Raw genomic sequence first — 20770 nt, forward strand, 5'->3', positions numbered from 1 at the left:
CTCGTTCCTTCGCTTCCTCTCAGAGCGCGTGAATTTTTCGAGTGCGCCCGAGCGGCGTGCACGGGGGGGCACGATCAAGGCGCAAAGCACAGCCACAGCTCGGGCTATGGCGAGCGGGGACAAAGGGAATGTTCGCAGGCCCTAAGGGAGCGCATTGAGGTACTGTGCCAGGGCAGCGATGTCCTCGTCCTTCAGCGCCGCCGTGGCGATCTGCATGAGGGGGAAGATGCGCTCGCCGGATTTGTCGCGGTAGCGGGTGATGCTGCGCTTGAGGTACTCCACCTGCTGGCCGGCCAGGCGGGGGATGGTGTCGGCGCCGTGGCCCTGTTCGCCGTGGCAACGCTGGCATAGGCGGCGGAAGGTTTCGCGGCCGGCGGCGACCTGGGGGGCGTTCCCCTTGCCGGCGGGTACCTCGTTGCCGGCGTAGTACGCGGTGACGGCGATGCGCTCGTCTTCCTTGAGCACCTTGATGAGGCCCTGCATGAAGGCGTCCTTGCGTTCGCCGGAGCCGAACTTGCGGATCTGCTCGAAGAGGTAGGCGGGATTCTGGCCGGCGAGGTTGGGAACCTCGCCCTGCTTGCTCACGCCGCTGTCACCATGGCAGTTGGCGCAGAAGGCGGCGATCTTGCGCCCGGCTTCCGCTGCAGCGGCCCGTTTGGCCGGGTCGGCCAGCACGGCCTTGAGGGCATCCGCCCCTTGAGCCTGGGCCAGCCCAGGCAGCGCCGCCACGACGGCAATGGAAAACGCGGCGCACGCGCGCCGCAAGCCTGCGAAACCCCCCATATCCCCTCCTCCCCACGCCGCCCCGAGGGCGGCTAGTACGAAGGGCTTAGTCTACTTGGCGGATACCTTTTCGTACAGGCCGACGACGCCCTCCATTTCTTCCAGGATACGTTCGCTGGTGGTGGCCACGTTGGTGACCTGGGATTTGTCCTTGTCCGGCTTTTGTCCCAGGGCGGTGTCGAAGAAGATCCACTGCTGATTGACCAGGGCCAGGCCGTCCTTGATGGGGGACGTATTGGCGGGCGCGGCGGAGAGTTCCTGGTGGGCGGCGAGGAATTCCTTGCGCGCCTTGTCGATTTCCGCCGCAGCCGTGGTGCCACCGACACCCCAGGCCGCAGCCTGATAGAACTTGGCCAGACGTTGGGACAGCATGCGCTGGCGACCGGCGATATTGACCAGGCGGCCCGCGGTAGTGCCCGAGTGCTTCTCCAGTTGGACCGTTCCCTGATGGGCCAGGGCCAGCACCTCCTCGGAGAGTTGCAGCACTTTCGCGCCATTGGCCTGGCTGGGCACGGCGCCCAGGAGGACGTCCTTGTAGGCCAGCCAGGACTTTTCCAGCTTGAGGTAGGTGTCCTTGATTTCCGGCGCGGGGGCAAAATTCTTGAGTTCCACCAGTTGGCGGTCGAAAAGGGCCACCGAGGCATCGAGAACCTTGCGCGAGCGGTCCACGTCGACCTGCATGCCCAACTGGAAATAGGCCTTGGCCATGCGCTGGGAAAGCATGCGCTCACGGCCGGCCTTGTTGATGGCTGCATTGACGTCGGTGATCTGGGCGAGGGCCGGAGGAGCCGCCAGGAGGAAAGCCAGAAGCAGAAGGACAGGGCGAAAAATGGAAGTCATGGGGGTCTCTCCTCTATCCCTTCCGGGCGCACTAACAGGCGAAAATACGCGGGATCCGCCGCAAAGAAATTGACGGGGGTTAACCGTCGAATGGCGCCCCCCGACCTTCGCCAAGATTAATGCACGACCATTGGGTTCCGACCGACGACCGACCGGCGGCTCCCCTCGTCCCGCCAACGGTCAGCCCGTACCGCCCACCGTGAGCCCATCGATGCGCAGGGTGGGCTGGCCGACCCCCACAGGAACGCTCTGGCCGTCCTTGCCGCAGGTCCCGACGCCGGAATCGAGCTTCATGTCCTTGCCGATCATGGACACCCGGGTGAGGGCGTCGGGGCCGTTGCCGATGAGGGTGGCGCCCTTGATCGGGCGGGTGACCCGGCCATCCTCGATCAGGTAGGCCTCGGCCATGGAAAAGACGAATTTGCCATTGGTGATATCCACCTGGCCGCCGCCGAAGTTGGCCGCGTAGATGCCCTTCTTGACCGAACGCAGGATTTCCTCCGGCTCCTTGTCTCCGGCCAGCATGAGGGTATTGGTCATGCGCGGCAGAGGAAGATGGGCGAAGGATTCCCGCCGGCCGTTGCCGGTGGGGGCCACGCCCATGAGGCGGGCATTGAGGCTGTCCTGCATGTAGCCCTTGAGGATGCCGTCCTCGATGAGCACGGTGCGCTGGGTGGGATTGCCTTCGTCGTCGATGTTGAGGGAGCCGCGACGGTCGGGCAGAGTGCCGTCGTCCACCACCGTCACGCCGGGGGCGGCGACGCGCTGGCCGATGCGGCCGGTGAAGGCGGAACTGCCCTTGCGGTTGAAGTCGCCCTCCAGGCCGTGGCCGATGGCTTCGTGGAGCAGGATGCCGGGCCAACCGGAACCGAGGACGACGGTCATGGCGCCCGCCGGGGCGGGAATGGCGTCCAGGTTGGTCACCGCCTGATGCACCGCCTCCTGGGCATAGCGCTCCAGGAGGGCGTCGTCGAAATAGGCATAGCCGAAGCGTCCGCCCCCGCCGGAACTGCCCTGCTCCCGCCGGCCGCCGTCCTCGACGATGACCGAGATCGAACAGCGCACCAGGGGCCGGATGTCGGCCGCCAGACGCCCGTCCGAACCGGCCACCAGGATCACCTCGTACTCGCCGGTGAGGGAGGCCATGACCTGGCAGACCCTGGGGTCGAGCCGCCGCGCTTGGGCCTCCAGCCGCTCCAGGAGGCTCACCTTGTCCTGGGCGGAGAGCGAGGCGATGGGATCCTGCGGCGCGTAGAGCAGCGGCCGCCCGCCGCCGCCGGCCAGGATGGGCAGGCTGCCATCCTGGCCGGCGGCGGCGATGGCGCGCACGGCTCCGGCCGCATGGCCCAGGGCCTTGAGGCTGATTTCGTCGGAATAGGCGAAGGCGGTCTTTTCGCCGGCCACGGCGCGCACGCCGACCCCCTGGTCGATATTGAAGCTGCCCGATTTGACGATGCCCTCGTCCAGACTCCAGGCCTCTGAGCGGCTGTACTGGAAGTAGAGGTCGGCATAATCGACACGGTGGCCGAGGATGTCGCCGAATACCCGCTCGAGGTCGGACTCCCCCAGGTCGAAGGGCGCGAGGAGCAGGGATTTGGCCTCGGTCAGGGCGGCGGTTTGGGTCATGGTCTTTCCGTAAGCAGTTTGCGATGGGCGAGGGCCGGCAGGCTGGCCCGGATTTCGGCGATGCGGGCGTGGTCCAGGTCGGCCATCACGAGGCCCGGCCCCTTGCCCTTCTGGTCGAGGATTTCTCCCCAGGGGTCGACGATCATGCTGTTGCCGTGGGTGAGGCGCCCGCTTTCGTGGCGTCCTCCCTGTCCGACCGCCAGCACGTAGCATTGGTTCTCGATGGCCCGGGCGCGCAGCAGGATTTCCCAGTGGGCCCGGCCGGTGGTTTCGGTGAAGGCCGCCGGCACCAGGATCAGGTCCGCCGGGGCAAGCGCCCGGTAAAGCTCGGGAAAGCGCAGGTCATAGCAGATGGACAGCACGACGCGCCCGAAGGGTGTTTGCAGGGCCACCGGCGCCTCGCCCGCTTCGATGAAGGCCGCTTCGTCGTAGGCTTCTTCGTCCTTCCTGAAGCCGAAGAGATGCATCTTGTCGTAGCGGGCCACGGCGAGGCCGTCCGGGTCATAGACCAGGCAGCTGTTGCGCATCTTGTGCGGCACGCTGGCCGCCAGGGGGATCGAGCCGGCCACCAGCCAGATGCCATGGCGGGCGGCGGTCGCAGCCAGCCAGTCCTGCACCGGGCCGTTGTCAGGAGTTTCCCGGGCCCGCACCCGGTCGGCGTCGGCGGCGCCGATGATGGGGAAGTATTCGGGCAGGACGACCAACTCCGCCCCCAGGTCGGCGGCCTGGGCCACCAGTTCGCCTGCCGTTTCCAGATTGTCGGCCACCCGGGGGCCGGAAACCATCTGGATGCCGGCCAGGCGGCAGTTTCTGGGCGGGGTCATGGGGTTCCTCCTTTGGGCGCACCCTCCCGCGCGGCGGGCTCGCGGGCCGTGCCTTCCTTGGCTGCGCCTTCCTTGGCGGCGCGCTCCCGGGCGGCGGCTTCCCTGGCAGCTGCGGCGGCCGCTTCGGCTTCGGCCTCGCGCCGGCCGGCGGCGATGGCGGCCTCATCCACCGTATGGCCCAGCTTTTCCACCTTGGGGTCGGCCCAGGCGCCGGTGACGTGGTACTGGAAGTTGAAAATCCGGCTCAGGGGATTCTGGAGAATCTTGTTGGCCACCACGGCGGCGGCACCGATGGCCGGGTTGGCCAGCAGCAGGGCCCCCACCGAAACCACAGAACCCAGCTCCGGCTGCACGGTCACCACCACGTCCTGGGTTTCCTGGCGCAGGTCGGCCTCCCCCTTCATGAGCACCCGGGCCGCGGGACCGTCGATGCGCAGATCCTCGCTGGTGCGCATCATCCCCTGCCGGATGTCGAGCTTGCCCTCGATGGCGTCGAAGGCGAAGCCCTCGCTGAAGATGTCGCGGAAATCCAGGGACAGCCGGCGCGGCAGGGATTGCAAGGAGAGGAGCCCCAGGAGCTTGCCCAGGCCGGGGTCGAGCTTGGCGAACTGACCCTTGGCCGCGTTGACGTCGAGTCGGCCGCTCAGGGTGGGAAAATCGATCGCCGTCAGGGGCCCCGCCCATTCCAGGTCGCCCTTGAGGTTGGCCGTCCCGCGCTTCAGGGTGCCGGGGTGGCCCAGGCGACCCAGGAGCTTGCCGGCATCGGTGGCCACCAGTTCGAAGCCCAGCCGCGTGCGCTGGCTGCCGATGCGGGACCACAGCCCGCGGCCCTTGAGGACGCCATCGGGATTGTGCACGGTGAGGGATTCCAGATTCCATCCTGCCCGCTCGTTCTTCGCCTTGACCTCCAGGCGCCCGAGACGCTTGTCCCCCAAGGAGAAATCCGCCACCCGCACATCGAGGCCGGGAAGCGATTCGGGAGGCCCGTCTTCGCCCGCGCCGCCGTCCTGACTGGCGGCGGGAATGGCCAGGCGCTTGAGGTCCGCCTGCAACCAGCCCTCCCCGGCGCTGCGCCAGGTGGCTTCGCCTTCCGCCTCGCGGGTATTGAGGCTGGCCTGCCAGCCGTCTTCCCGGGAACGCAGGGTGGCCTGCACGTCGTGGATGTCGCGGTCGAAGAGATGCAGGAGCGGTGTCCTGAGCACCACCTGGAGCGGGGGCAGCGCCGGAGTACCGCCCTGGGCTGCGCCCGTACCGTTGCCCCCGGCGAGCGCCTCGCGCCAGGCGTCGGCGTCGATGCGGGGCTGGCTCACCGCCACCAGGAGCCCCTGGGCAGGCATCTTGGGCAGGGGCTCGCCCACCGCGATGACGCCCTTGTCCAGCACCAGTTCGTCGCCCTGGACCCGCCGCAGGAGGGTGGCTTCGAGCACCTTGCCCAGGCTGAGGCGTATCTGGTCGCCCCCGTCGGGCTGATTGCTCTTTTCGATGCGCAAGGGCGCGGTGGAGCCGGCGTTTTTGTTGAAGGGGTCCGGCAGGCTGGACGAGACCCCGGCCAGGGCAGTTTCGATGATGAAATCCGCCGTCTTCTTGCGCACCCGCACTTCGCCCTTCCAGGCGGTCGTTCCCGCCACATGGTCGAACAGGGGGGTCTCGAAAATCTTGCGCGCTTCCTTGACGTTGGCGGTGCCCCCCATGACCACGTTGACGCGGTCTTCCTCGTTCCTGACCGACAGCCGCATGGGGCCACCCAGGACGCGCCCGGTGATTTCCGGCGCCACCACCGCCTTTTCGGTCACCTTGAGGCTGCCATTGACCTGGGATACCGGGGGCAGACCGGGCACCACCGTGAGGGTGTTGTTGCGGAACTGGAATTCGCCCCGCACCGCCGTCTGGTCCACCCGCCGCAGGGGCATGTCGAATTCCAGGCTCAGGCTGCCATTGCCTGCCGCGACCATGTCTTCGGTAAAGCGGTCGATGCGCTCACCCACGGGGCTCTTGTCGATGAAGCGCAGGAATTCCGCGGTGGGCCCCTGGGCCGAACCGCGGATGAACAGCATTTCCTCCGTGGACTCGAAGTCGGGAATCTCCGCCGTGGTAGGCCCCAACTGGGCGCCGAAGATGGCCCCCGTGCCGGCTTCGATACGCATGCCGACGCCGAAGCTCATGTCGGCGTCGATCTTCTCGATGACGGGCCAGCCGGCGGCTACGTCCAGGGTCACCTGATGCGCCTTGGCGGTAATGAGGAATTTGCCCTTGGCCGGGTCACGAAAGGGAAAATCGCGCAGGTCGCCCTTCAGGGTCAGGCGGGCGTCGCTCGCCGTGCCGCGCACGATGCCGCGGCGCAGCCAGTTGCGCGTATCGGCATTCACCGCCAGGGGTATGTAGCGCCAGACCGCGGTGCCCTGGGCGCGGCTGATCGTGGCGGTGAGGTCGATCACGCCAGGACCGTCGTCCGCTCGCAGGTATGACCCCCGCGCCGTCCCGGTGGCGTCCGGGCTGGAGAAATCGAGCCGCTCCAGCCGGCTGTCCAGCTTGCCGTCGGCCAGCTTCCAGGTGGCCCGACCGCGCAAATCGTCGAAGGGCAGACGCGGTTCCGCAAAGACCGTCGGCAGGTCGAGGCTCGCCTCGCGGCTGGCAAGTTCGAGGCTTCCCCCCTTTTCGTCGGCCTCCACGGTGCCACTCAGGCCGGTGGCCCCGGGCAGCACCCCGGCTGCCGTCAGCCCCAGGCGTTCGAAGCGGGCCTTGAGACCGTAGCGCCCCAGGGCACCGCCCTCGGCCAGCCAATTGGCCCGCAGGTCGATCACCCGCCCCTCGGGGCGATGGGTGGCGAGCAGTTCCCGACTGCGCTCGTCCAGGGGCAGATGACCGGCCAGCCGTTGCAGGGCGCCCAGATCGAGCTGATTGGCCGCAGCGCTTCCGGCGATGCGGTCGCTGCCCGCCTCCTGGCGCCATTCGACCTTGAAGTCGGTCGGTTCCAGGCGCACCCCGTCCAGGGTGGCGAGTTCCACCGCGTGGCCTTCGGCCTCCCAGGCGCCCCGACCGTACTTGCCATGCACCCGGCCCCGCATGGTCACCAGGTCGAGTTCCGGAACGCGGTCTCCCAGGCGGATGCGCAGGTCTTCCAGGGCCATGTCGGCGGTGACCTGGGCGCGGCCTTCGTCCCAGTCCCCCCACAGGCGCACCGCGCCGCGGCCCCGCGGGAGGTGCACCGGGTAATCGACCCAGGTGCGCCAGCCCGCGAGGTCGGCGTATTGCAGTTCCGCATAGACCTTGCCGGAGACCTGCTCCAGGGCCTCACCGATCGCGCCGCGGAATTCGCCCCGCAGATCGATGCGGGCGGCGAGCCGGGCCGGGGGGACCGCGGTGAGGCCGAAACGGTGGCGACCGCGGCTGTTGTCGAGGCCGAACTGGAGATCTTCCAGCACCAGGGGCGGCGCCTTGCGCAGTCCATCTTCCCAGACCACCAGGGCGTCACGGATGCGGATGTGGGGCTGGTCGAGTACCCATTCGAGCAGGGCCGGGTCACTCTCGCCTTCCATGGCAATGCCGGCAACGGTGATGCGCCCCCCGGCGTCGCGCCGCACGTTGAGCACCGGCCCTTCGATCGCGAAGAGGGCGAGGGTCGGCGACAGGCGGACGAAGCTCTGCCAGGACAGCACCGCCTCGACCTTGGACAGGGCCAGGGCAGGTCGTCCCTGGCGGTCGCTGAGGACGACATCGCTGAGGATCAGTTCGGGATTGAGGCCATCCCATCCCGCCTCGATGCGGCCGATAAGGACCGGCAGTCCCACGGCGCGGGTCGCCGCCGCCTCGATGTCGGCACGGAAATCGGCGATGCGCGGCAGCACCGCGTAGCGCAGGGTGAGGACCGTGGCGGCAAACAGGAACCAGAGGGTCACTGCGGCCCAGCCGGCGATGCGCACCAGGCGGACCATCCACGAAGGGGACGGCGGGGCGTCCTCGGAGCCGGCGGCAGCCGGCGGCGAAGCCTGCGGCCTATCCATGGTGCCGGCAGTTTTGCCAGGGAAGCGGTGCGCTCACTACAATCCACATGCGAAAGAAAACGCAATTCTATCCGTTTCGGCGCACCCGCCGCCCAAGGAGCCATGAACCCTCCCCTCGACCCCCGCTGGCAGGACGCCCTGGCGCTCTCCCGCTACCTGACGACCCTCTTCGCCGCCCGGCCCGAGCTGGTCGGCGAACTGGCCGCCACCTGGCACGTCCCCCTGTCGGAAGACCTGCTGCTCGGCGCCCTGAAACCCGCCACCGAGGACGAAGGCGAATTCGCCGCCCGCCTGCGCCGCCTGCGCCAGCGGGCCATGGCCCACATCGCCCTGCGCGACCTCTGCGGCCTCGCCCCCCTGGCCGAGGTGGTGGAAAGCATGACCATGCTGGCCGATGTGACCACCAACCACGCCCTCGCCTTCCATCACCGACGGCTGGCGGCCCAGCACGGCGAACCCCTCGACAGCCAGGGCCAGCCCCAGCGGCTGCTGGTGGTCGGCATGGGCAAGTTGGGGGGGCGCGAGCTCAACGTCTCCTCGGACGTGGATTACATCTTCGCCTATCCCGAAAATGGCGAAACCGCCGGGCCGCGCCGCATCGAGAACCAGGAATTTTTCACCCGCCTGGGCAAGCGCCTCATCGCCGCCCTGGGGGACATCACCGCCGACGGCCAGGTCTTCCGCGTGGACATGCGCCTGCGCCCCAACGGCGATTCCGGCCCTCTGGTCTGCTCCCTGGACGCCCTGGAAAACTACTTCATCGCCCAGGGCCGCGAATGGGAGCGCTACGCCTGGATCAAGGCCCGGGTCATGAACACCGGCGTGAATGAGCAGCCCGAGGCCATGGCGGCCCTGAAGCGCATCTCCCGCCCCTTCGTCTTCCGCAAGTACCTCGATTTCGGCGCCATCAACGCCATGCGCGACCTGCACGTCCAGATTCGCCGCGAAGTCTCGCGCAAGGACATGGCGGACCACGTCAAGCTGGGTCCCGGCGGCATCCGCGAAATCGAATTCATCGCCCAGGTCTTCCAGTTGATCCGGGGCGGCCGCGACCCCGCGCTCCAGGTGCGGCCGACCCTTTCGGTCCTCAAGCTCCTGGTCGAACGGCGCCTGATTCCCCCCGCCACCGAAGCCGAACTGCGGGAAGCCTACGTCTTCCTGCGCCGCCTGGAGCACCGCCTGCAATACGTGGAGGACAAGCAGACCCACCGCCTGCCCGAGGATTGCGGCGATCGCGAGCGCATCGCACGTTCCCTGGGCGCCGCCGACTGGCCCGCCCTCGCTGCCCTCCTGGACCGCCACCGGGAAGCCGTCAGCCGCCATTTCGAACAGGTCTTTTCCGACCCCGAGGAAGGCGAGCACGCCCTGGCCGGCGTGTGGCTGGGGCAGAGCGAAGCCGAGGCTGCCGCCGAAGCCCTGGGCAATCTCGGCTACCGCCACGCCAGGAGCGTCGTCGAGCGCCTGGAGGAGTTGCGCCAGTCCAGCCGCTACCGCCAGCTCCCGGCCCAGAACCGGGAGCGCCTGGACGCCGTGGGGCCGCGCCTCCTGGAGGCCGCCGCCCGCTGCGCCGACCCCGACGAGGCCCTGGCCCGGGGCCTCGCCTTTCTGGAGACCGTCAGCCGCCGCGGCGCCTACCTCGCCCTGCTGCAACAGTATCCCCAGGCCCTCAAGCGGGTGGCCGACATCGTTGGCGCCTCCTCCTGGGCCTCCGAGTACCTCAACCGCCACCCCATCCTGCTGGACGAACTCCTGGACCCCCGCCTCCTGGACGTGGCCACCGACTGGACGGGCTTTGCCGCCGAACTGGACCAGAACCTCGCCGACCACGCCGGCGACGCGGAACGGGAAATGGACATCCTGCGCGAGATGCACCACGCCCAGGTCTTTCGCCTCCTGGCCCAGGACCTGGCCGGGCTGCACAGCATCGAGCGCATTTCGGACCACCTTTCCGACCTGGCCGACATTCTCGTGCGGCGCGCCCTGGAGCTCTCCTGGGGCAAACTGCGCCAGCGCCATTGCGAGCAGCCGCGCTTTGCGGTCATCGGCTACGGCAAGCTGGGGGGCAAGGAGCTGGGCTACGGCTCCGACCTCGATCTGGTCTATCTCTACGACGATCCGGCCGGCGAAGCGGGCGAAAACTACGGCAAGCTCGGCCAGCGGCTCAACACCTGGCTCTCCAGCCGCACCCCGGCCGGCATCCTCTTCGAGACCGACCTGCGCCTGCGCCCCAACGGCGATTCCGGCCTGCTGGCCGTTTCCCTGGACGCCTTCCGCGACTACCAGCTCCATCATGCCTGGGTGTGGGAGCACCAGGCCCTCAGCCGGGCGCGCTTCGTGGCGGGGGACGCAAAAGTCGGCGAGGGCTTCGAGGCGGTGCGGCGCGAAATCCTCTGCCTGGAGCGCGACCCGGCGCCCCTGCGCGACGAAGTGGCCGCCATGCGCCAGAAGATGCTGGACGCCCACGGCTCCAAGACCCCCGATGAATTCGACCTCAAACACGACCGGGGCGGCATCATCGACGTGGAGTTCATCGTCCAGTATCTGGTCCTGGCCCACGCCCGGCGCTACCCGGAGCTGTGCGGCAATCTGGGCAATATCGCCCTGCTGGCCGTGGCCGCCGACCTGGGCCTCATTCCCGCCACCCTGGCCGACGGCGCCCGGGACGCCTACCGCGAATACCGCCGCCTGCAACACCTGCTGCGCCTCAACGCCGCCCCCAAGGCCCGCGTCGAACGCACCCTGGCGGCCCGCCAGATCGATGCCGTGAGCGTATTGTGGCGCCAGGTTTTCGGCTAGACTGGCACTTCCACCAAAACCACAGGGGACGTCCATGAACACCCGCATCAAACTCGCCACCCTCGCCCTGGCCGGCCTCTTCGCCGCCGCCGCCCAGGCCACCTCCCTGGACAAGCTCACCGTCACCCCGGCCACCGGCGCCAAGGCCGGCGAAAAGATCAAGGTCAGCATCGACCTGGGTAACGTCTCCGGCACCTGCGGCATGTACGTCAAGCTGGGCGACGGGCGCAAGGAAATGATCACCGTGCAGGACAGCACCCCCAACCCCATCGTCATCGAGCACACCTACAAGGCCGGTGGCAAGTACAAGATTCGCGCCGATGGCGACCGTATCCACACGGCCCTTCCCTGCATCGGCCGCGTCGAGCTCGACAACTACGCCGTGGAAGCCGTGAAGGCCGTGGAAAAGGACAAGGCCGCCGGCCCCTGCCCCGACAATTGGTCCCTCAAAGGCAAGGTTGCCAAGGATGGTGGCTTCACCTGCGTGCCCAAAAAGGGCGTCAAGGACGTGAAGAAGCCCGAGAAGGCCCTGGAGTGCCCGGCCGGCACCAGCTACTTCACCAAGGGCAAGACCCTGGGCTGCGAGAAGGGTTGATCCCTGGCTCCCCGCTGTGCCCCACCCCACCGGTGGGGCCAAGAAAAAAGCCGCTGCGAGCGGCTTTTTTCTTGGGTCGGTGCCCCGCTGGTTCTCTGCGCCACGGCAATCCGTCTCCCGGACCGCCGGCGCACAGCCTCACTTGCGCAGGGAATCCCGGATTTCCCGCAGCAGCACGACATCCTCCGGCGTCGGGGGCGGCTCCGTCGAGGCAGGCGCCTCCTCGACCTTGGGCCGCAGGCGGTTGATCTGCTTGACCATCATGAAAATGATGAAGGCGAGCAGGATGAAATTCACCAGGATGGTCAGGAAGCTGCCGTAGGCAAAGACCGGAATCCCCGCCTTCTTGATGTCCGCCAGGGCGGTGAGGTTCTGGGGGTTCTTGCCCAGCACGAAGAAGAGATTGGAAAAATCCAGGCTCCCGATCATCGCCCCCACCAGCGGCATGATGAGATCGCCGACGATGGAATCGACGATCTTCCCGAAGGCCCCGCCAATGATGACGCCAACCGCCAGGTCGACCGCGTTGCCCTTGACGGCAAATTCCTTGAATTCGTCCAACATGCCCATGAAAGCCTCCCTTTCTTTGATAAATGTGATGACGCCGCATTATTGGGGGGAGTCTTGCGGGCGTCAAGGCTGGAGCCCGGGGCGGCGAGACACCCCTGGAGCCGCTTGGGCCGCAACCGCCCCCAGCCCCGAGGCCCAGCGATCAGCCCCGGCCCTCGCCCTAATCGGTGCCGAGCAAGGCGCGGTGCACCGCCGGCTGGGTCTTGGCGATGTGCATCTCGGCGGCCACCGCCGGCCCATTGGCCGCAATGATTTCGCAGGCCCCCTTGGCGTCGGTCTGGGATTGGGCGGCGATGTCCTTCATGTCCTGCACGACAACCGTACGCAGTTGGGACTGGACCATGCCGTAGAGCTTCTCTTCGGTAACCTGGCCAGCCAGGGCGGCCCGGGCCTTCTGCAATTCCGCTGCATGGGCCGCGGCAAAGGGCTCCACGAAGGCAGCGATATCGACCCCCTGCTCCTGGCAGAACTGCACGCGCTCCCGCGTATTGACCAGATAGAAGCCATAAAACATGCTGGCCGCCGACATCAGCCGCTTGCCCTGATCGCTTTCCTCACTCAGCTTGCTTTCGGCCATGGCGACCGCTTCCTGCTGCATCGCCGCGGAGAGCGGCTGCCCGGGATGTTTTTCCGCCCCCTTCTGCTGCAACTCCTCGACCGTGCGCTGGGCCGCCCCGGCGGCCGTCCGCTCGTCCTGGCGCTGCATGAAGTGGCGCACGGCAACGAAGCCGACGACAAAGGCCACTGCGATCAGGATTTTCTTGGCTGCTCCACTCATTGTTCGTCTCCCTCGAAGTTCATCGTGCTTGCCCCACTCGCAAAAAGCGCCCCCAGGGGGCGTGCCCATGGAGTATGCCTGCAGGATGGCCTGTAAGGAAGCCGCGGCGGCGGCGACTCTTCTTCACCCTCCCCTGCCGCCGAGGCTCGCCATGCCCACAGCCCCCCTCCTCATCGCCACCCTCCTCGCCCTCTCCGGATCGGCCTGGGGAGCCGAATGCCAGGCCCGCAGCGGGCCCGAGCGCGCCACCCTGATCGAACTGTTCACCTCGGAAGGCTGCGACAGTTGCCCGCCCGCCGACCGCTGGCTCAGCGGGCTGCTGCGCGGCCCCGGCGCCACCGGAGTCGTCGCCCTGGCCTTCCACGTCGACTACTGGAACCGGCTGGGCTGGCGCGACCCCTATTCCTCCGCCGATTTCACCGCGCGCCAGGAAGCGCGGCAGAAGGCGGGCCGTTCGGCCTTCCTCTACACGCCGCAAGTCACCCTGGACGGCAGCGACTTCCGCCACTGGCGCAGTCTGGCGCTTCCCCGGCGCGGCACCGGCACCCCAGCCGCCGCCCGGGCCGACATCACCCTGCAGGCGGCGAGCGGCCCGGGAGGCATGCTCGAAGCCCGGGTCGAGGCCAGCGCCCCCGGATACGGCGCCGGCACCGCCGAAGAGGCGGTCCTGCACCTGGCCCTGGTGGAAAATCGCCTCGCCACCGATGTGCTGCGCGGGGAGAACGCCGGCCGGCGTCTGGAGCACGACGCCGTGGTGCGGGAATGGATCGGGCCCCTGGCCCTGGACCGCCAGGCTCGCGTCAGCGTGAAGCATCAATTCCGCCGCAACGACGTCAATCCGCGCCACGCAGCGCTGGTGGCCGTCGTCGAGACGACGAGGCGCCTGGAGCCGCTCCAGGCCTTGCGGCTGGACGTCTGCCCGTGATGCGACATCAGTGCGATAACACCCGCAGCGCTACCCGGGGACAAACCCGCGCATTTGCACCATATTTCCCATCGTCGCTTCGCGATCACGATCAAGACTCAGGCGTTCGGCGTCATGCGGCCTTGTGGGGAATGAGCTTGACTTGAAGGTCGCAGCCAACCGCTGCTGCGTAGCGCTTTAGCGTAGCGAGCGACGGCGCGTGCTTGCCGGCAGACTCGAGCCGAGAAATTGCGCTTTTTGTCGTGCCCATGCGCTCGGCAACAGCGTCTTGCGTGAGACCGGCTCGTGCTCTCGCCCGCAGCATTTGGCTGGCCAGTTGATACTCCAGCTCAAGAGCGTCATAGGCTGCGGCAAAACCTTCGCGAGCCTGAGCTTTTGCAAGGAATTTTTTGTGGTCGTGAATGACAGGATTGAATTTCAATTTAGGCATCTCGAACCTCCTTCAGGCGCTGACGCGCCAATTTCAGCTCGCGATCCGGTGTCTGCTGCGTTTTCTTGATAAACGCGTGCAGCACAATGACGCGCTTGCCGATCAAACAACAGTAAAACGCGCGACCGATACCGCTGCGCCCCTTCGGCCGCAGCTCGAACAAGCCGTCGCCAAAAGCTCGTGAATGTGGCAGCCGAAGACTGGGGCCATGCTCCGCAAGCAACTCTGCGAGCCGCGCATAGTCGGCCAGAACATCGACAGGCCACGACTCAACCTCATGGAGGACCCGTTCGTGAAAATATTCGATCGAGAACGCCATGGGCGAATGTTAGCAACGGTGAGAACTTGGCGCCAGTGGATTCATGATGCAGAACATGGAGCGAACCGACGCCGCGCGGTTTTTTCGCGCAGCGTCCAGCGACCGCAGGGAGCGAGGTCAAGCGCAGGGTTAGCCAGCACTGTCGTTGCCCGCAAAGTAGATATCAAGCCACAACTCGATACCGAGTTCACCAAGCTGCGCCATCTGTCGGGGATTGAATGTTGGGCCGCCCTGGCCGACAGAGTCCCAGCGGATGCACAGATCAACAAGGTAACCTTGCTCTTTGAGTTTCGCGATCACTGTCGCTTTGCCTTGAAGATGAGCGAGTAGCCAGTCAAGGTGATGACGCGAGTCACGACTCTCAACGTGACCGGCCGATTCAAGGAACCACCCACCAGACTTGAATGGATGTTTCGCGGTAGGGCGCGGCAACTCCCCCCGAACCTGTGTGTGAGTGGGCTGAATGCCGAGCAATGACGTGATGGATTCAGGCCGAAGATCCTCACTCATGACGCGAAGCCATACATGCGTATAGGCGCAGGTAGGGTATTCGTCGTCGTACGGCGTCTCAGTGCGCATGCCGGATTGTGCTCGCCAACCTGACAATGGCACTTTTGGGCGGTGCCGGGATTGGTGTGGCATCTTCGGCCTTCCGGCACAGCTTTGCTCCCCCATGTACGTTCCGAACGGTGGCGGTGGAGCGCATCGCCGGGTGGTCGTCAAGCAGCCCAAGGGTTGTGGAAGGTCGGCGCCGCACGTCACTGGGCCGGAAGCGGGCGAATGCCCGATATTCCCTGCAGCGCTCCGGACGCCGCTCAGTTCCGGCCGCGCCGGGAACGCCTCTCCAGTCGCCCCCACCCCACGCGCCCTGGGTTTCGGCGCCTTCGTGGAGCAGGCATTCGCGGCACGTCGGGAGCATGGGCGGCTGAGTGGATAGTTGCAATGCCACGAGCTTACCCTTCGGTCATTATTTCCACAACACGTGGGAAGTCTTTGCGGGACATCCCCTGCTGGGGCGGGGGCCGCCTACAGCCGCCCCAGCCTTTCCGCCGCCGCCTCCAGGGTCTCCTCCCGCTTGGCGAAGCAGAAGCGCACCACGCGCTGGTCGTGGCCGTCGTGGTGGAAGGCGGAGAGGGGAATGGTGGCGACGCCGATCTCGCGGGTGAGCCACACGGCGAATTCGCGGTCGGGCCGCGGGCTGATGCGGTCGTAGCGGGCAAGCTGGAAATAGGTGCCGGCGCAGGGCAGCGGGTCGAAGGGGGTGGCGGCGAGCAGGCTGCGGAAGTGGTCGCGCTTCTGCCGGTAGAACGCGGCCAGGCCCTGGTGGCGGGCGGGGTCGGCCATGTAGTCGGCGATACCCAGTTGGGCCGGGGTGTTGACGGTGAAAACGTTGAACTGGTGCAGCTTTCTGAATTCGGCACTGAGGGCGGCGGGGGCGACGACATAGCCGATCTTCCAGCCGGTGATGTGGTAGGTCTTGCCGAAGGACGAGACGACGAGGCTGCGGGCGGCGAGCTCCGGGTGGGCGGCGAGGCTTGTGTGGGGACCGTCGAAGGCGATGTGTTCGTAGACTTCGTCGCTGAGGATGACGATCGCCGTGTTTCTGAGCAGGGTGGCCAGGGTATCGAGGTCGGCGGCAGAAAGGAGACGGCCGGTGGGGTTGTGGGGGCTGTTCACCACGACCATGCGGGTTCGCGAATTGATCAGGGAAGCGACGTGGTTCCAGTCCGGCCGGTAGTCGGGGAAGGAAAGACGGCTGTGGCGCACCCGGCCGCCCACGGCTTCCACCGCCGGACCGTAGGAATCGTAGACCGGTTCGAAGACGATGACTTCGTCCCCCGGCCCCACGCAGGCGGCGATGGCGGTGAACAGGGCCTGGGTGGCGCCAGCGGTGACGGTGATCTCGCTTTCGGCATCGTAGGCGGCGCCGTAGAGGGCAGCGACCTTGGCGGCGATGGCGGCGCGCAGTTCCGGCGTGCCGGCCATGGGGGCGTACTGGTTGCGGCCGGCCCGCATGTGGCGATGCACGGCGTCGAACAATTCCGGCTCGGCCTGGAAGTCGGGAAAGCCCTGGGAGAGATTCACCGCCCCGCATTCCGCCGCCAGGCGGGACATGACGGTGAAAATGGTGGTCCCCAGGGCGGGGAAGCGGGAGGGAACGGCAAAGGGAACGTCGAACATGGCGACGGCTGGGAGCGGGGAAGGCGCCCGGGGCAGGCGGCCGGCCCCGGGCGCGGCGCGCTATTGCTTGACGAAGACCACCTGGGAGGGCGTGGGGGCAGGGAATTCCGGCCCCCCCAGGGCCTCGCGGATGACCTTGTTGGTGTCGAAATAGACCTGCCAGTAGTGGTCGTTATGGCAGTAGGGCCGCACGGCGAGGACCGGGCCGACGAGGTTGAATTCCAGGATTTCCACATCCACCGCCGGGGCGGCGAGGACGTTGGGGATGGCGGCGATGCGTTCCTTCAGCACCGCCACGGCCCGGGCGCAGTCGGCGGCGCCGGCCAGCTGGGCCTTGAGATCGACCCGGCGATGGGGATTGACGCTGTAATTCTGGATGGTGTCGCCGAAGATCTTGCTGTTGCCCACCAGGGTCATCACATTGTCCGGGGTGTTGATGGCCGAGGCGAAGAGCCCCACCTCCTTCACCGTCCCCGTCACCCCGCCGACGGTGACGAAATCCCCCACCTTGATGGGCCGCAGGATGATGAGAAAGACACCGCCGGCGAAGTTGGACAGGAGCCCGGACCAGGCCAATCCGATGGCCACGCCGGCGGCGGCGAAGAGGGCCGCGAAGGTGGTGGTCTGGATGCCGAAGTAGCCCAGGATACCCACCACCAGGAGGATGTTGAGGGTGACGTTGATCACCGTGCCCAGGTAGCGCATCACGGTGGCGTCCACCTTCTGGCGCTCCAGGGTCGATTGCACCGCCTGGCCCACCAGGCCGATCAGCCAGCGGCCGATGACCCAGAAGGCGATGGCAGCGAGGATCTTGACCCCGAGGTCGGTGGCGTATTGCAGGGCGATTTCCTGCCAGCGGGCAATGTCGGTTTGATTCATGGAGGTCTCCTTGCGGGATGCACCGATCGATTCCGTTCCTCTTCAGCGCAGCGAAGGGCATTCCCTCCGGGAACGCGGGCTTCGACAGGCTCAGCCCGAACGGTTGAGAACCAAGCGGTGGTTTCTGGGCGGGTTTGGTCGGCCCCCGTGACGGGGGCATGGCAGCAGTTTCACAGACTGCCGCCGCCGCGGCAAGTTCATCCCGGATATGCCAGAATCCGGCCATGAAGATCGACGGCGTTCCCACCCGCAGCCTGCGCGCCCACCCCGCCCTGGGCGTTTTTGACATCATCGACCAGACCCGCCTGCCCCATGGGCTGCATTGGGTGCGGGTGGCCAACCGGGCGGGGGCCGCCCATGCCATCAAGGACATGCAGGTGCGGGGAGCGCCCCTCATCGGCGTCACTGCCGCCTATGGGCTGGCCGTGGCGCTGGGGGTCGATGCCTCCAACGAATCCCTGGAGCAGGCCCTCGCCATTCTGGGCCGGACGCGGCCCACGGCGGTGAACCTCGCCTGGGCGCTGGCCCGCATGGCCGAGCGCCTGCGGCCCCTGCCCCCGAGCGAGCGGGCCGCCGCCGCCTGGGCCGAGGCGGCCGCCATCGAAGAGGAAGACGTGGCCCAGAACCGGGCCATCGGCGAACACGGCCTGGGGCTGCTGCGCCGCCTGGCGCCGCGCCGGGACGGCCGCCTGGAGATCATGACCCACTGCAACGCCGGCTGGCTGGCCACGGTCGATTGGGGTACCGCCCTGGCGCCGGTCTATGCCGCTTTCGACGCCGGGATCGATCTGCACGTCTGGGTTTCCGAGACCCGCCCCCGCAATCAGGGCCTCCTCACCGCCTGGGAACTGGCCCAGCACGGCGTGCCCCACACCGTGGTGGCCGACAACGCCGCCGGCCTCCTGATGCGGGAGGGACGGGTGGATGCAGTCATCGTTGGCGCCGACCGCGTCGCCGCCAACGGCGACGTCGCCAACAAGGTCGGCACCTACCTCAAGGCCCTCGCTGCGGCGGACAACGGCATCCCCTTCTATGTCGCTGCCCCCCGCTCGACCCTCGATTTCGCCTGCCCGGACGGCGCCGCCATCCCCATCGAGGAACGGGAAGGCGACGAACTGCGCCGCGTGGCGGGCCTCGACGAGCGGGGCGCCCCCGCGACCGTGCGCCAGTTGGCGGAGGGGGCGGCGGTGGGCAACCCCGCCTTCGACGTCACCCCCGCCCGGCGGATCACCGCCATCGTCACCGAACGGGGTGTCGCCGCCGCCAGCCGGGAAGGCCTTGCCGCCCTTTATTCCGAGACGCCGGCATGAGCGACCCCCGCGCCGCCCTCGTCGCCGCCGCCCGGGCCATGGCCGCCGCGGGCCTCAACAGCGGCACGGCGGGCAACCTCAGCCTGCGTTGCCCGGAGGGCTTCTACATCACCCCCACCGGCATGGCCTACGACCGCCTGGAACCGGACGACATCCCCTGCATGGGCCTCGACGGCGGCGCCCGGGGCCGGCGCCAACCCTCTTCCGAATGGCGCTTCCACCGCGACCTCTACGCCGCCCGGCCGGAGGCCGGCGCCGTGCTCCATGCCCATTCGCCCCACGCCACCAGCCTGGCCTGCCTGCGGCGGGACATTCCGCCCTTCCATTACATGATCGCCCGCTTCGGCGGTGCCACCGTGCGCTGCGCCGCCTACGCCACCTTCGGCACCCAGGCCCTGTCGGACGCCGCCCTCGCCGCGCTGGAAGGGCGCAACGCCTGCCTGCTCGCCAACCACGGGCTGCTCGCCTTCGGCCGGGACCTGGACCACGCCCTCGCCCTGGCGGTGGAACTGGAAGAACTGTGCGGCCAGTACTGGCGCGCCTGCCTGCTGGGCGAACCGGTGCTGCTTTCGGCGCAGGAGATGGCGACGGTGCTGGAGAAATTCAGCGGATACGGGCAGCAGGGCTGAGCCGCAAATTCCTTGCGAATTGATGATGGTGGTTACAAAATGCAAGGCATGTACCGCCCCCGCCTGCTCTCCAACCGTCTCGTCGCCCTCGCCGCAGCCTTTCCCGCGGTGGTGGTCGGCGGCGCGCGCCAGGTGGGCAAGACCACGCTCCTGCGCCACCTGTTTCCGGGCCACGACTATGTGGTCTTCGATCCCAGCATCGACCTGGAAAACGCCCGCCGCGAACCCGATCTCTTCCTCGACAACCACCCGCCGCCGCTGATTCTGGACGAGATCCAGTACGCGCCGGAACTCGTTTCGGCCCTCAAGCGCCGCATCGATCGCAGCGGCGCCCGCCCCGGACAATATCTGCTGACCGGTTCCCAACAGTGGCAAGTCCTGCGTTCGGTTTCGGAGAGCCTCGCCGGAAGGGCCGTTTTTCTCGACTTGCACGGCTTCTCCTTGCAGGAACTGGGTGGTGCCACAGCGACGCCGGGCTGGCTGGCCCGCTGGCTGGGCGATCCGGCGGGATTCCTCACCGGTGCTCGGGAAGCGGACCGCCTTGCCCTCCCGCTCCTGGAGTGGTTGTGGCGCGGAAGCCTGCCTGCGGCAGCCGCCCTCGACGCCGCCCTGGTCCCCGATTTCTGGTCCTCCTATCAGCGCACCTACGTCGAGCGGGACGCCCGCCTCGCCGGCAACGTGGACGACTGGCAGGACTTCGGCCGCTTCGTGCGCCTGATGAGCGCGCTCACCGCCCAGGAGATCAACGCCAGCCAGCTTGGCCGGGAAATCGGGCTCACCCCGCAAACCGCCCGCCGCTGGCTGAAAATCCTCGAAGCGACCTATCAGTGGCGCGAGTTGCCGGCCTTTTCAGGCAATCCGGTCAAGCGGGTTGCAGGTCGCTCCAAGGGCCACATCGCCGATTCAGGCCTGGCCTGCTTCTACGCAGGAATCGCGTCGCCCGGCGCCCTCGGCGCCCACCCGGCCTTCGGCCCCCTGTTCGAAACCGCCCTGGTGGGGGAAATCGTCAAGCAGTCGGGGGCGCTGACGCCCAGCCCGGCGCTCCATCACTGGCGGTCTGCCGGAGGTGCCGAAGTGGATTTGCTCATCGAGTGGAACGGCGTGCTCCATCCGGTGGAATTCAAGCTCACGGCCAATCCCGGCCGCCGCCAGGCTTCCGGGATTCAAGCCTTCCGCGCCGCCCATCCGCACCGGGCCGTCGCCCCCGGCCTGCTCGTCTGCGCGGTCGAGCACCCGCGCCGCATCAGCGAGGACGTTCTCGCCATGCCTTGGAACCTCCTTTAG

General features: G+C 67.6%; 18 protein-coding genes. 6 read left to right on the top strand and 12 right to left on the bottom strand.

The genetic code is table 11. The features are described from left to right. Positions 1-141 precede the first annotated feature (141 nt). The 5 genes from IPM73_12705 to IPM73_12725 all read right to left on the bottom strand — a co-directional run bounded on the left by IPM73_12705 (position 142) and on the right by IPM73_12725 (position 8074). Positions 142-783, bottom strand: a complete 642-nt coding sequence (locus IPM73_12705) for a c-type cytochrome (protein ID MBK8918870.1) — start codon at positions 781-783, stop codon at positions 142-144. A gap of 51 nt (positions 784-834) precedes the next feature. Further along, the gene (locus IPM73_12710; protein MBK8918871.1) at positions 835-1623 is read right to left on the bottom strand and encodes a type IV pili methyl-accepting chemotaxis transducer N-terminal domain-containing protein; all 789 of its coding nucleotides are present in this window, start codon (positions 1621-1623) and stop codon (positions 835-837) included. A 180-nt stretch (positions 1624-1803) separates the two neighbouring features. Beyond that, complete coding sequence (tldD, locus tag IPM73_12715) at positions 1804-3249, bottom strand: metalloprotease TldD (GenBank protein ID MBK8918872.1); 1446 nt, start codon at positions 3247-3249, stop codon at positions 1804-1806. Further along, positions 3246-4073, bottom strand: a complete 828-nt coding sequence (locus IPM73_12720; protein MBK8918873.1) for a carbon-nitrogen hydrolase family protein — start codon at positions 4071-4073, stop codon at positions 3246-3248. The genes tldD and IPM73_12720 overlap by 4 nt, the downstream gene beginning before the upstream one ends. Further along, the gene (locus tag IPM73_12725; GenBank protein MBK8918874.1) at positions 4070-8074 is read right to left on the bottom strand and encodes a TIGR02099 family protein; all 4005 of its coding nucleotides are present in this window, start codon (positions 8072-8074) and stop codon (positions 4070-4072) included. The genes IPM73_12720 and IPM73_12725 overlap by 4 nt, the downstream gene beginning before the upstream one ends. Positions 8075-8176: 102 nt before the next feature. Between IPM73_12725 and glnE the strand changes: the two genes are divergently transcribed. Together glnE and IPM73_12735 are read left to right on the top strand one after the other, a co-directional pair. Further along, positions 8177-10870, top strand: a complete 2694-nt coding sequence (gene glnE, locus IPM73_12730; GenBank protein MBK8918875.1) for a bifunctional [glutamate--ammonia ligase]-adenylyl-L-tyrosine phosphorylase/[glutamate--ammonia-ligase] adenylyltransferase — start codon at positions 8177-8179, stop codon at positions 10868-10870. A 34-nt stretch (positions 10871-10904) separates the two neighbouring features. Further along, positions 10905-11465, top strand: a complete 561-nt coding sequence (locus IPM73_12735; protein MBK8918876.1) for a hypothetical protein — start codon at positions 10905-10907, stop codon at positions 11463-11465. A 138-nt stretch (positions 11466-11603) separates the two neighbouring features. Here IPM73_12735 and mscL read toward each other — a convergent pair whose 3' ends face one another. Beyond that, positions 11604-12035 (bottom strand): large conductance mechanosensitive channel protein MscL, encoded by a 432-nt coding sequence (gene mscL, locus IPM73_12740; protein ID MBK8918877.1) that lies wholly within the window; start codon positions 12033-12035, stop codon positions 11604-11606. Between the two features lie 160 nt (positions 12036-12195). Further along, positions 12196-12813 carry a hypothetical protein gene (locus IPM73_12745; GenBank protein ID MBK8918878.1) on the bottom strand — a complete coding sequence of 206 codons (618 nt, stop codon included), beginning with the start codon at positions 12811-12813 and terminating at the stop codon, positions 12196-12198. A 151-nt stretch (positions 12814-12964) separates the two neighbouring features. Between IPM73_12745 and IPM73_12750 the strand changes: the two genes are divergently transcribed. Then, entirely contained in the window at positions 12965-13738 is a 774-nt protein-coding gene (locus IPM73_12750) for a DUF1223 domain-containing protein (GenBank protein MBK8918879.1), read from the top strand. A gap of 112 nt (positions 13739-13850) precedes the next feature. Here the strand turns inward: IPM73_12750 and IPM73_12755 are convergent, their stop codons facing one another. From IPM73_12755 to IPM73_12775, 5 genes are all read right to left on the bottom strand, one after another. After that, positions 13851-14168: a helix-turn-helix transcriptional regulator gene (locus IPM73_12755; protein ID MBK8918880.1), complete on the bottom strand. Its 318-nt coding sequence runs from the start codon at positions 14166-14168 to the stop codon at positions 13851-13853. Next, complete coding sequence (locus IPM73_12760; GenBank protein MBK8918881.1) at positions 14161-14487, bottom strand: type II toxin-antitoxin system RelE/ParE family toxin; 327 nt, start codon at positions 14485-14487, stop codon at positions 14161-14163. The genes IPM73_12755 and IPM73_12760 overlap by 8 nt, the downstream gene beginning before the upstream one ends. A 129-nt stretch (positions 14488-14616) precedes the next feature. Further along, positions 14617-14997, bottom strand: coding sequence for a DUF4279 domain-containing protein (locus IPM73_12765; protein ID MBK8918882.1), 381 nt, complete (start codon positions 14995-14997; stop codon positions 14617-14619). Positions 14998-15513: 516 nt separating this feature from the next. Then, positions 15514-16668, bottom strand: a complete 1155-nt coding sequence (locus tag IPM73_12770; protein ID MBK8918883.1) for an aminotransferase class I/II-fold pyridoxal phosphate-dependent enzyme — start codon at positions 16666-16668, stop codon at positions 15514-15516. A 60-nt stretch (positions 16669-16728) separates the two neighbouring features. Continuing rightward, positions 16729-17547, bottom strand: a complete 819-nt coding sequence (locus tag IPM73_12775; GenBank protein ID MBK8918884.1) for a mechanosensitive ion channel family protein — start codon at positions 17545-17547, stop codon at positions 16729-16731. A 224-nt stretch (positions 17548-17771) separates the two neighbouring features. On the opposite strand from IPM73_12775, the gene mtnA reads away from it, so the two are divergent. Genes mtnA through IPM73_12790 form a run of 3 tightly spaced genes read left to right on the top strand, consistent with a single transcriptional unit; the run spans position 17772 to position 20770 of the window. Then, a complete protein-coding gene (gene mtnA, locus IPM73_12780) occupies positions 17772-18857 on the top strand; it encodes an S-methyl-5-thioribose-1-phosphate isomerase (GenBank protein ID MBK8918885.1) in 1086 nt (361 codons plus the stop codon). After that, on the top strand, positions 18854-19486 hold the full coding sequence (locus tag IPM73_12785; GenBank protein MBK8918886.1) for a class II aldolase/adducin family protein: 633 nt from the start codon (positions 18854-18856) through the stop codon (positions 19484-19486). Before mtnA ends, IPM73_12785 begins: the two co-directional genes overlap by 4 nt. A 48-nt stretch (positions 19487-19534) precedes the next feature. Beyond that, positions 19535-20770: an ATP-binding protein gene (locus IPM73_12790; protein ID MBK8918887.1), complete on the top strand. Its 1236-nt coding sequence runs from the start codon at positions 19535-19537 to the stop codon at positions 20768-20770.

It is taken from the genome of Betaproteobacteria bacterium, from assembly GCA_016720065.1.
In the GTDB taxonomy this organism is placed as follows: domain Bacteria; phylum Pseudomonadota; class Gammaproteobacteria; order Burkholderiales; family Rhodocyclaceae; genus SSSZ01.

What these genes read in the sequence shown, in the direction of transcription:
- IPM73_12755 (MBK8918880.1), bottom strand. Translation starts at nt 14,168, where the DNA reads ATGCCTAAATTGAAATTCAATCCTGTCATTCACGACCACAAAAAATTC.
- IPM73_12790 (MBK8918887.1), top strand. Translation starts at nt 19,535, where the DNA reads ATGTACCGCCCCCGCCTGCTCTCCAACCGTCTCGTCGCCCTCGCCGCA.
- IPM73_12750 (MBK8918879.1), top strand. Translation starts at nt 12,965, where the DNA reads ATGCCCACAGCCCCCCTCCTCATCGCCACCCTCCTCGCCCTCTCCGGA.
- IPM73_12765 (MBK8918882.1), bottom strand. Translation starts at nt 14,997, where the DNA reads ATGAGTGAGGATCTTCGGCCTGAATCCATCACGTCATTGCTCGGCATT.
- mscL (MBK8918877.1), bottom strand. Translation starts at nt 12,035, where the DNA reads ATGGGCATGTTGGACGAATTCAAGGAATTTGCCGTCAAGGGCAACGCG.
- IPM73_12720 (MBK8918873.1), bottom strand. Translation starts at nt 4,073, where the DNA reads ATGACCCCGCCCAGAAACTGCCGCCTGGCCGGCATCCAGATGGTTTCC.
- IPM73_12710 (MBK8918871.1), bottom strand. Translation starts at nt 1,623, where the DNA reads ATGACTTCCATTTTTCGCCCTGTCCTTCTGCTTCTGGCTTTCCTCCTG.
- IPM73_12745 (MBK8918878.1), bottom strand. Translation starts at nt 12,813, where the DNA reads ATGAGTGGAGCAGCCAAGAAAATCCTGATCGCAGTGGCCTTTGTCGTC.
- glnE (MBK8918875.1), top strand. Translation starts at nt 8,177, where the DNA reads ATGAACCCTCCCCTCGACCCCCGCTGGCAGGACGCCCTGGCGCTCTCC.
- IPM73_12775 (MBK8918884.1), bottom strand. Translation starts at nt 17,547, where the DNA reads ATGAATCAAACCGACATTGCCCGCTGGCAGGAAATCGCCCTGCAATAC.
- IPM73_12770 (MBK8918883.1), bottom strand. Translation starts at nt 16,668, where the DNA reads ATGTTCGACGTTCCCTTTGCCGTTCCCTCCCGCTTCCCCGCCCTGGGG.
- IPM73_12785 (MBK8918886.1), top strand. Translation starts at nt 18,854, where the DNA reads ATGAGCGACCCCCGCGCCGCCCTCGTCGCCGCCGCCCGGGCCATGGCC.
- IPM73_12735 (MBK8918876.1), top strand. Translation starts at nt 10,905, where the DNA reads ATGAACACCCGCATCAAACTCGCCACCCTCGCCCTGGCCGGCCTCTTC.
- mtnA (MBK8918885.1), top strand. Translation starts at nt 17,772, where the DNA reads ATGAAGATCGACGGCGTTCCCACCCGCAGCCTGCGCGCCCACCCCGCC.
- IPM73_12725 (MBK8918874.1), bottom strand. Translation starts at nt 8,074, where the DNA reads ATGGATAGGCCGCAGGCTTCGCCGCCGGCTGCCGCCGGCTCCGAGGAC.
- IPM73_12760 (MBK8918881.1), bottom strand. Translation starts at nt 14,487, where the DNA reads ATGGCGTTCTCGATCGAATATTTTCACGAACGGGTCCTCCATGAGGTT.
- tldD (MBK8918872.1), bottom strand. Translation starts at nt 3,249, where the DNA reads ATGACCCAAACCGCCGCCCTGACCGAGGCCAAATCCCTGCTCCTCGCG.
- IPM73_12705 (MBK8918870.1), bottom strand. Translation starts at nt 783, where the DNA reads ATGGGGGGTTTCGCAGGCTTGCGGCGCGCGTGCGCCGCGTTTTCCATT.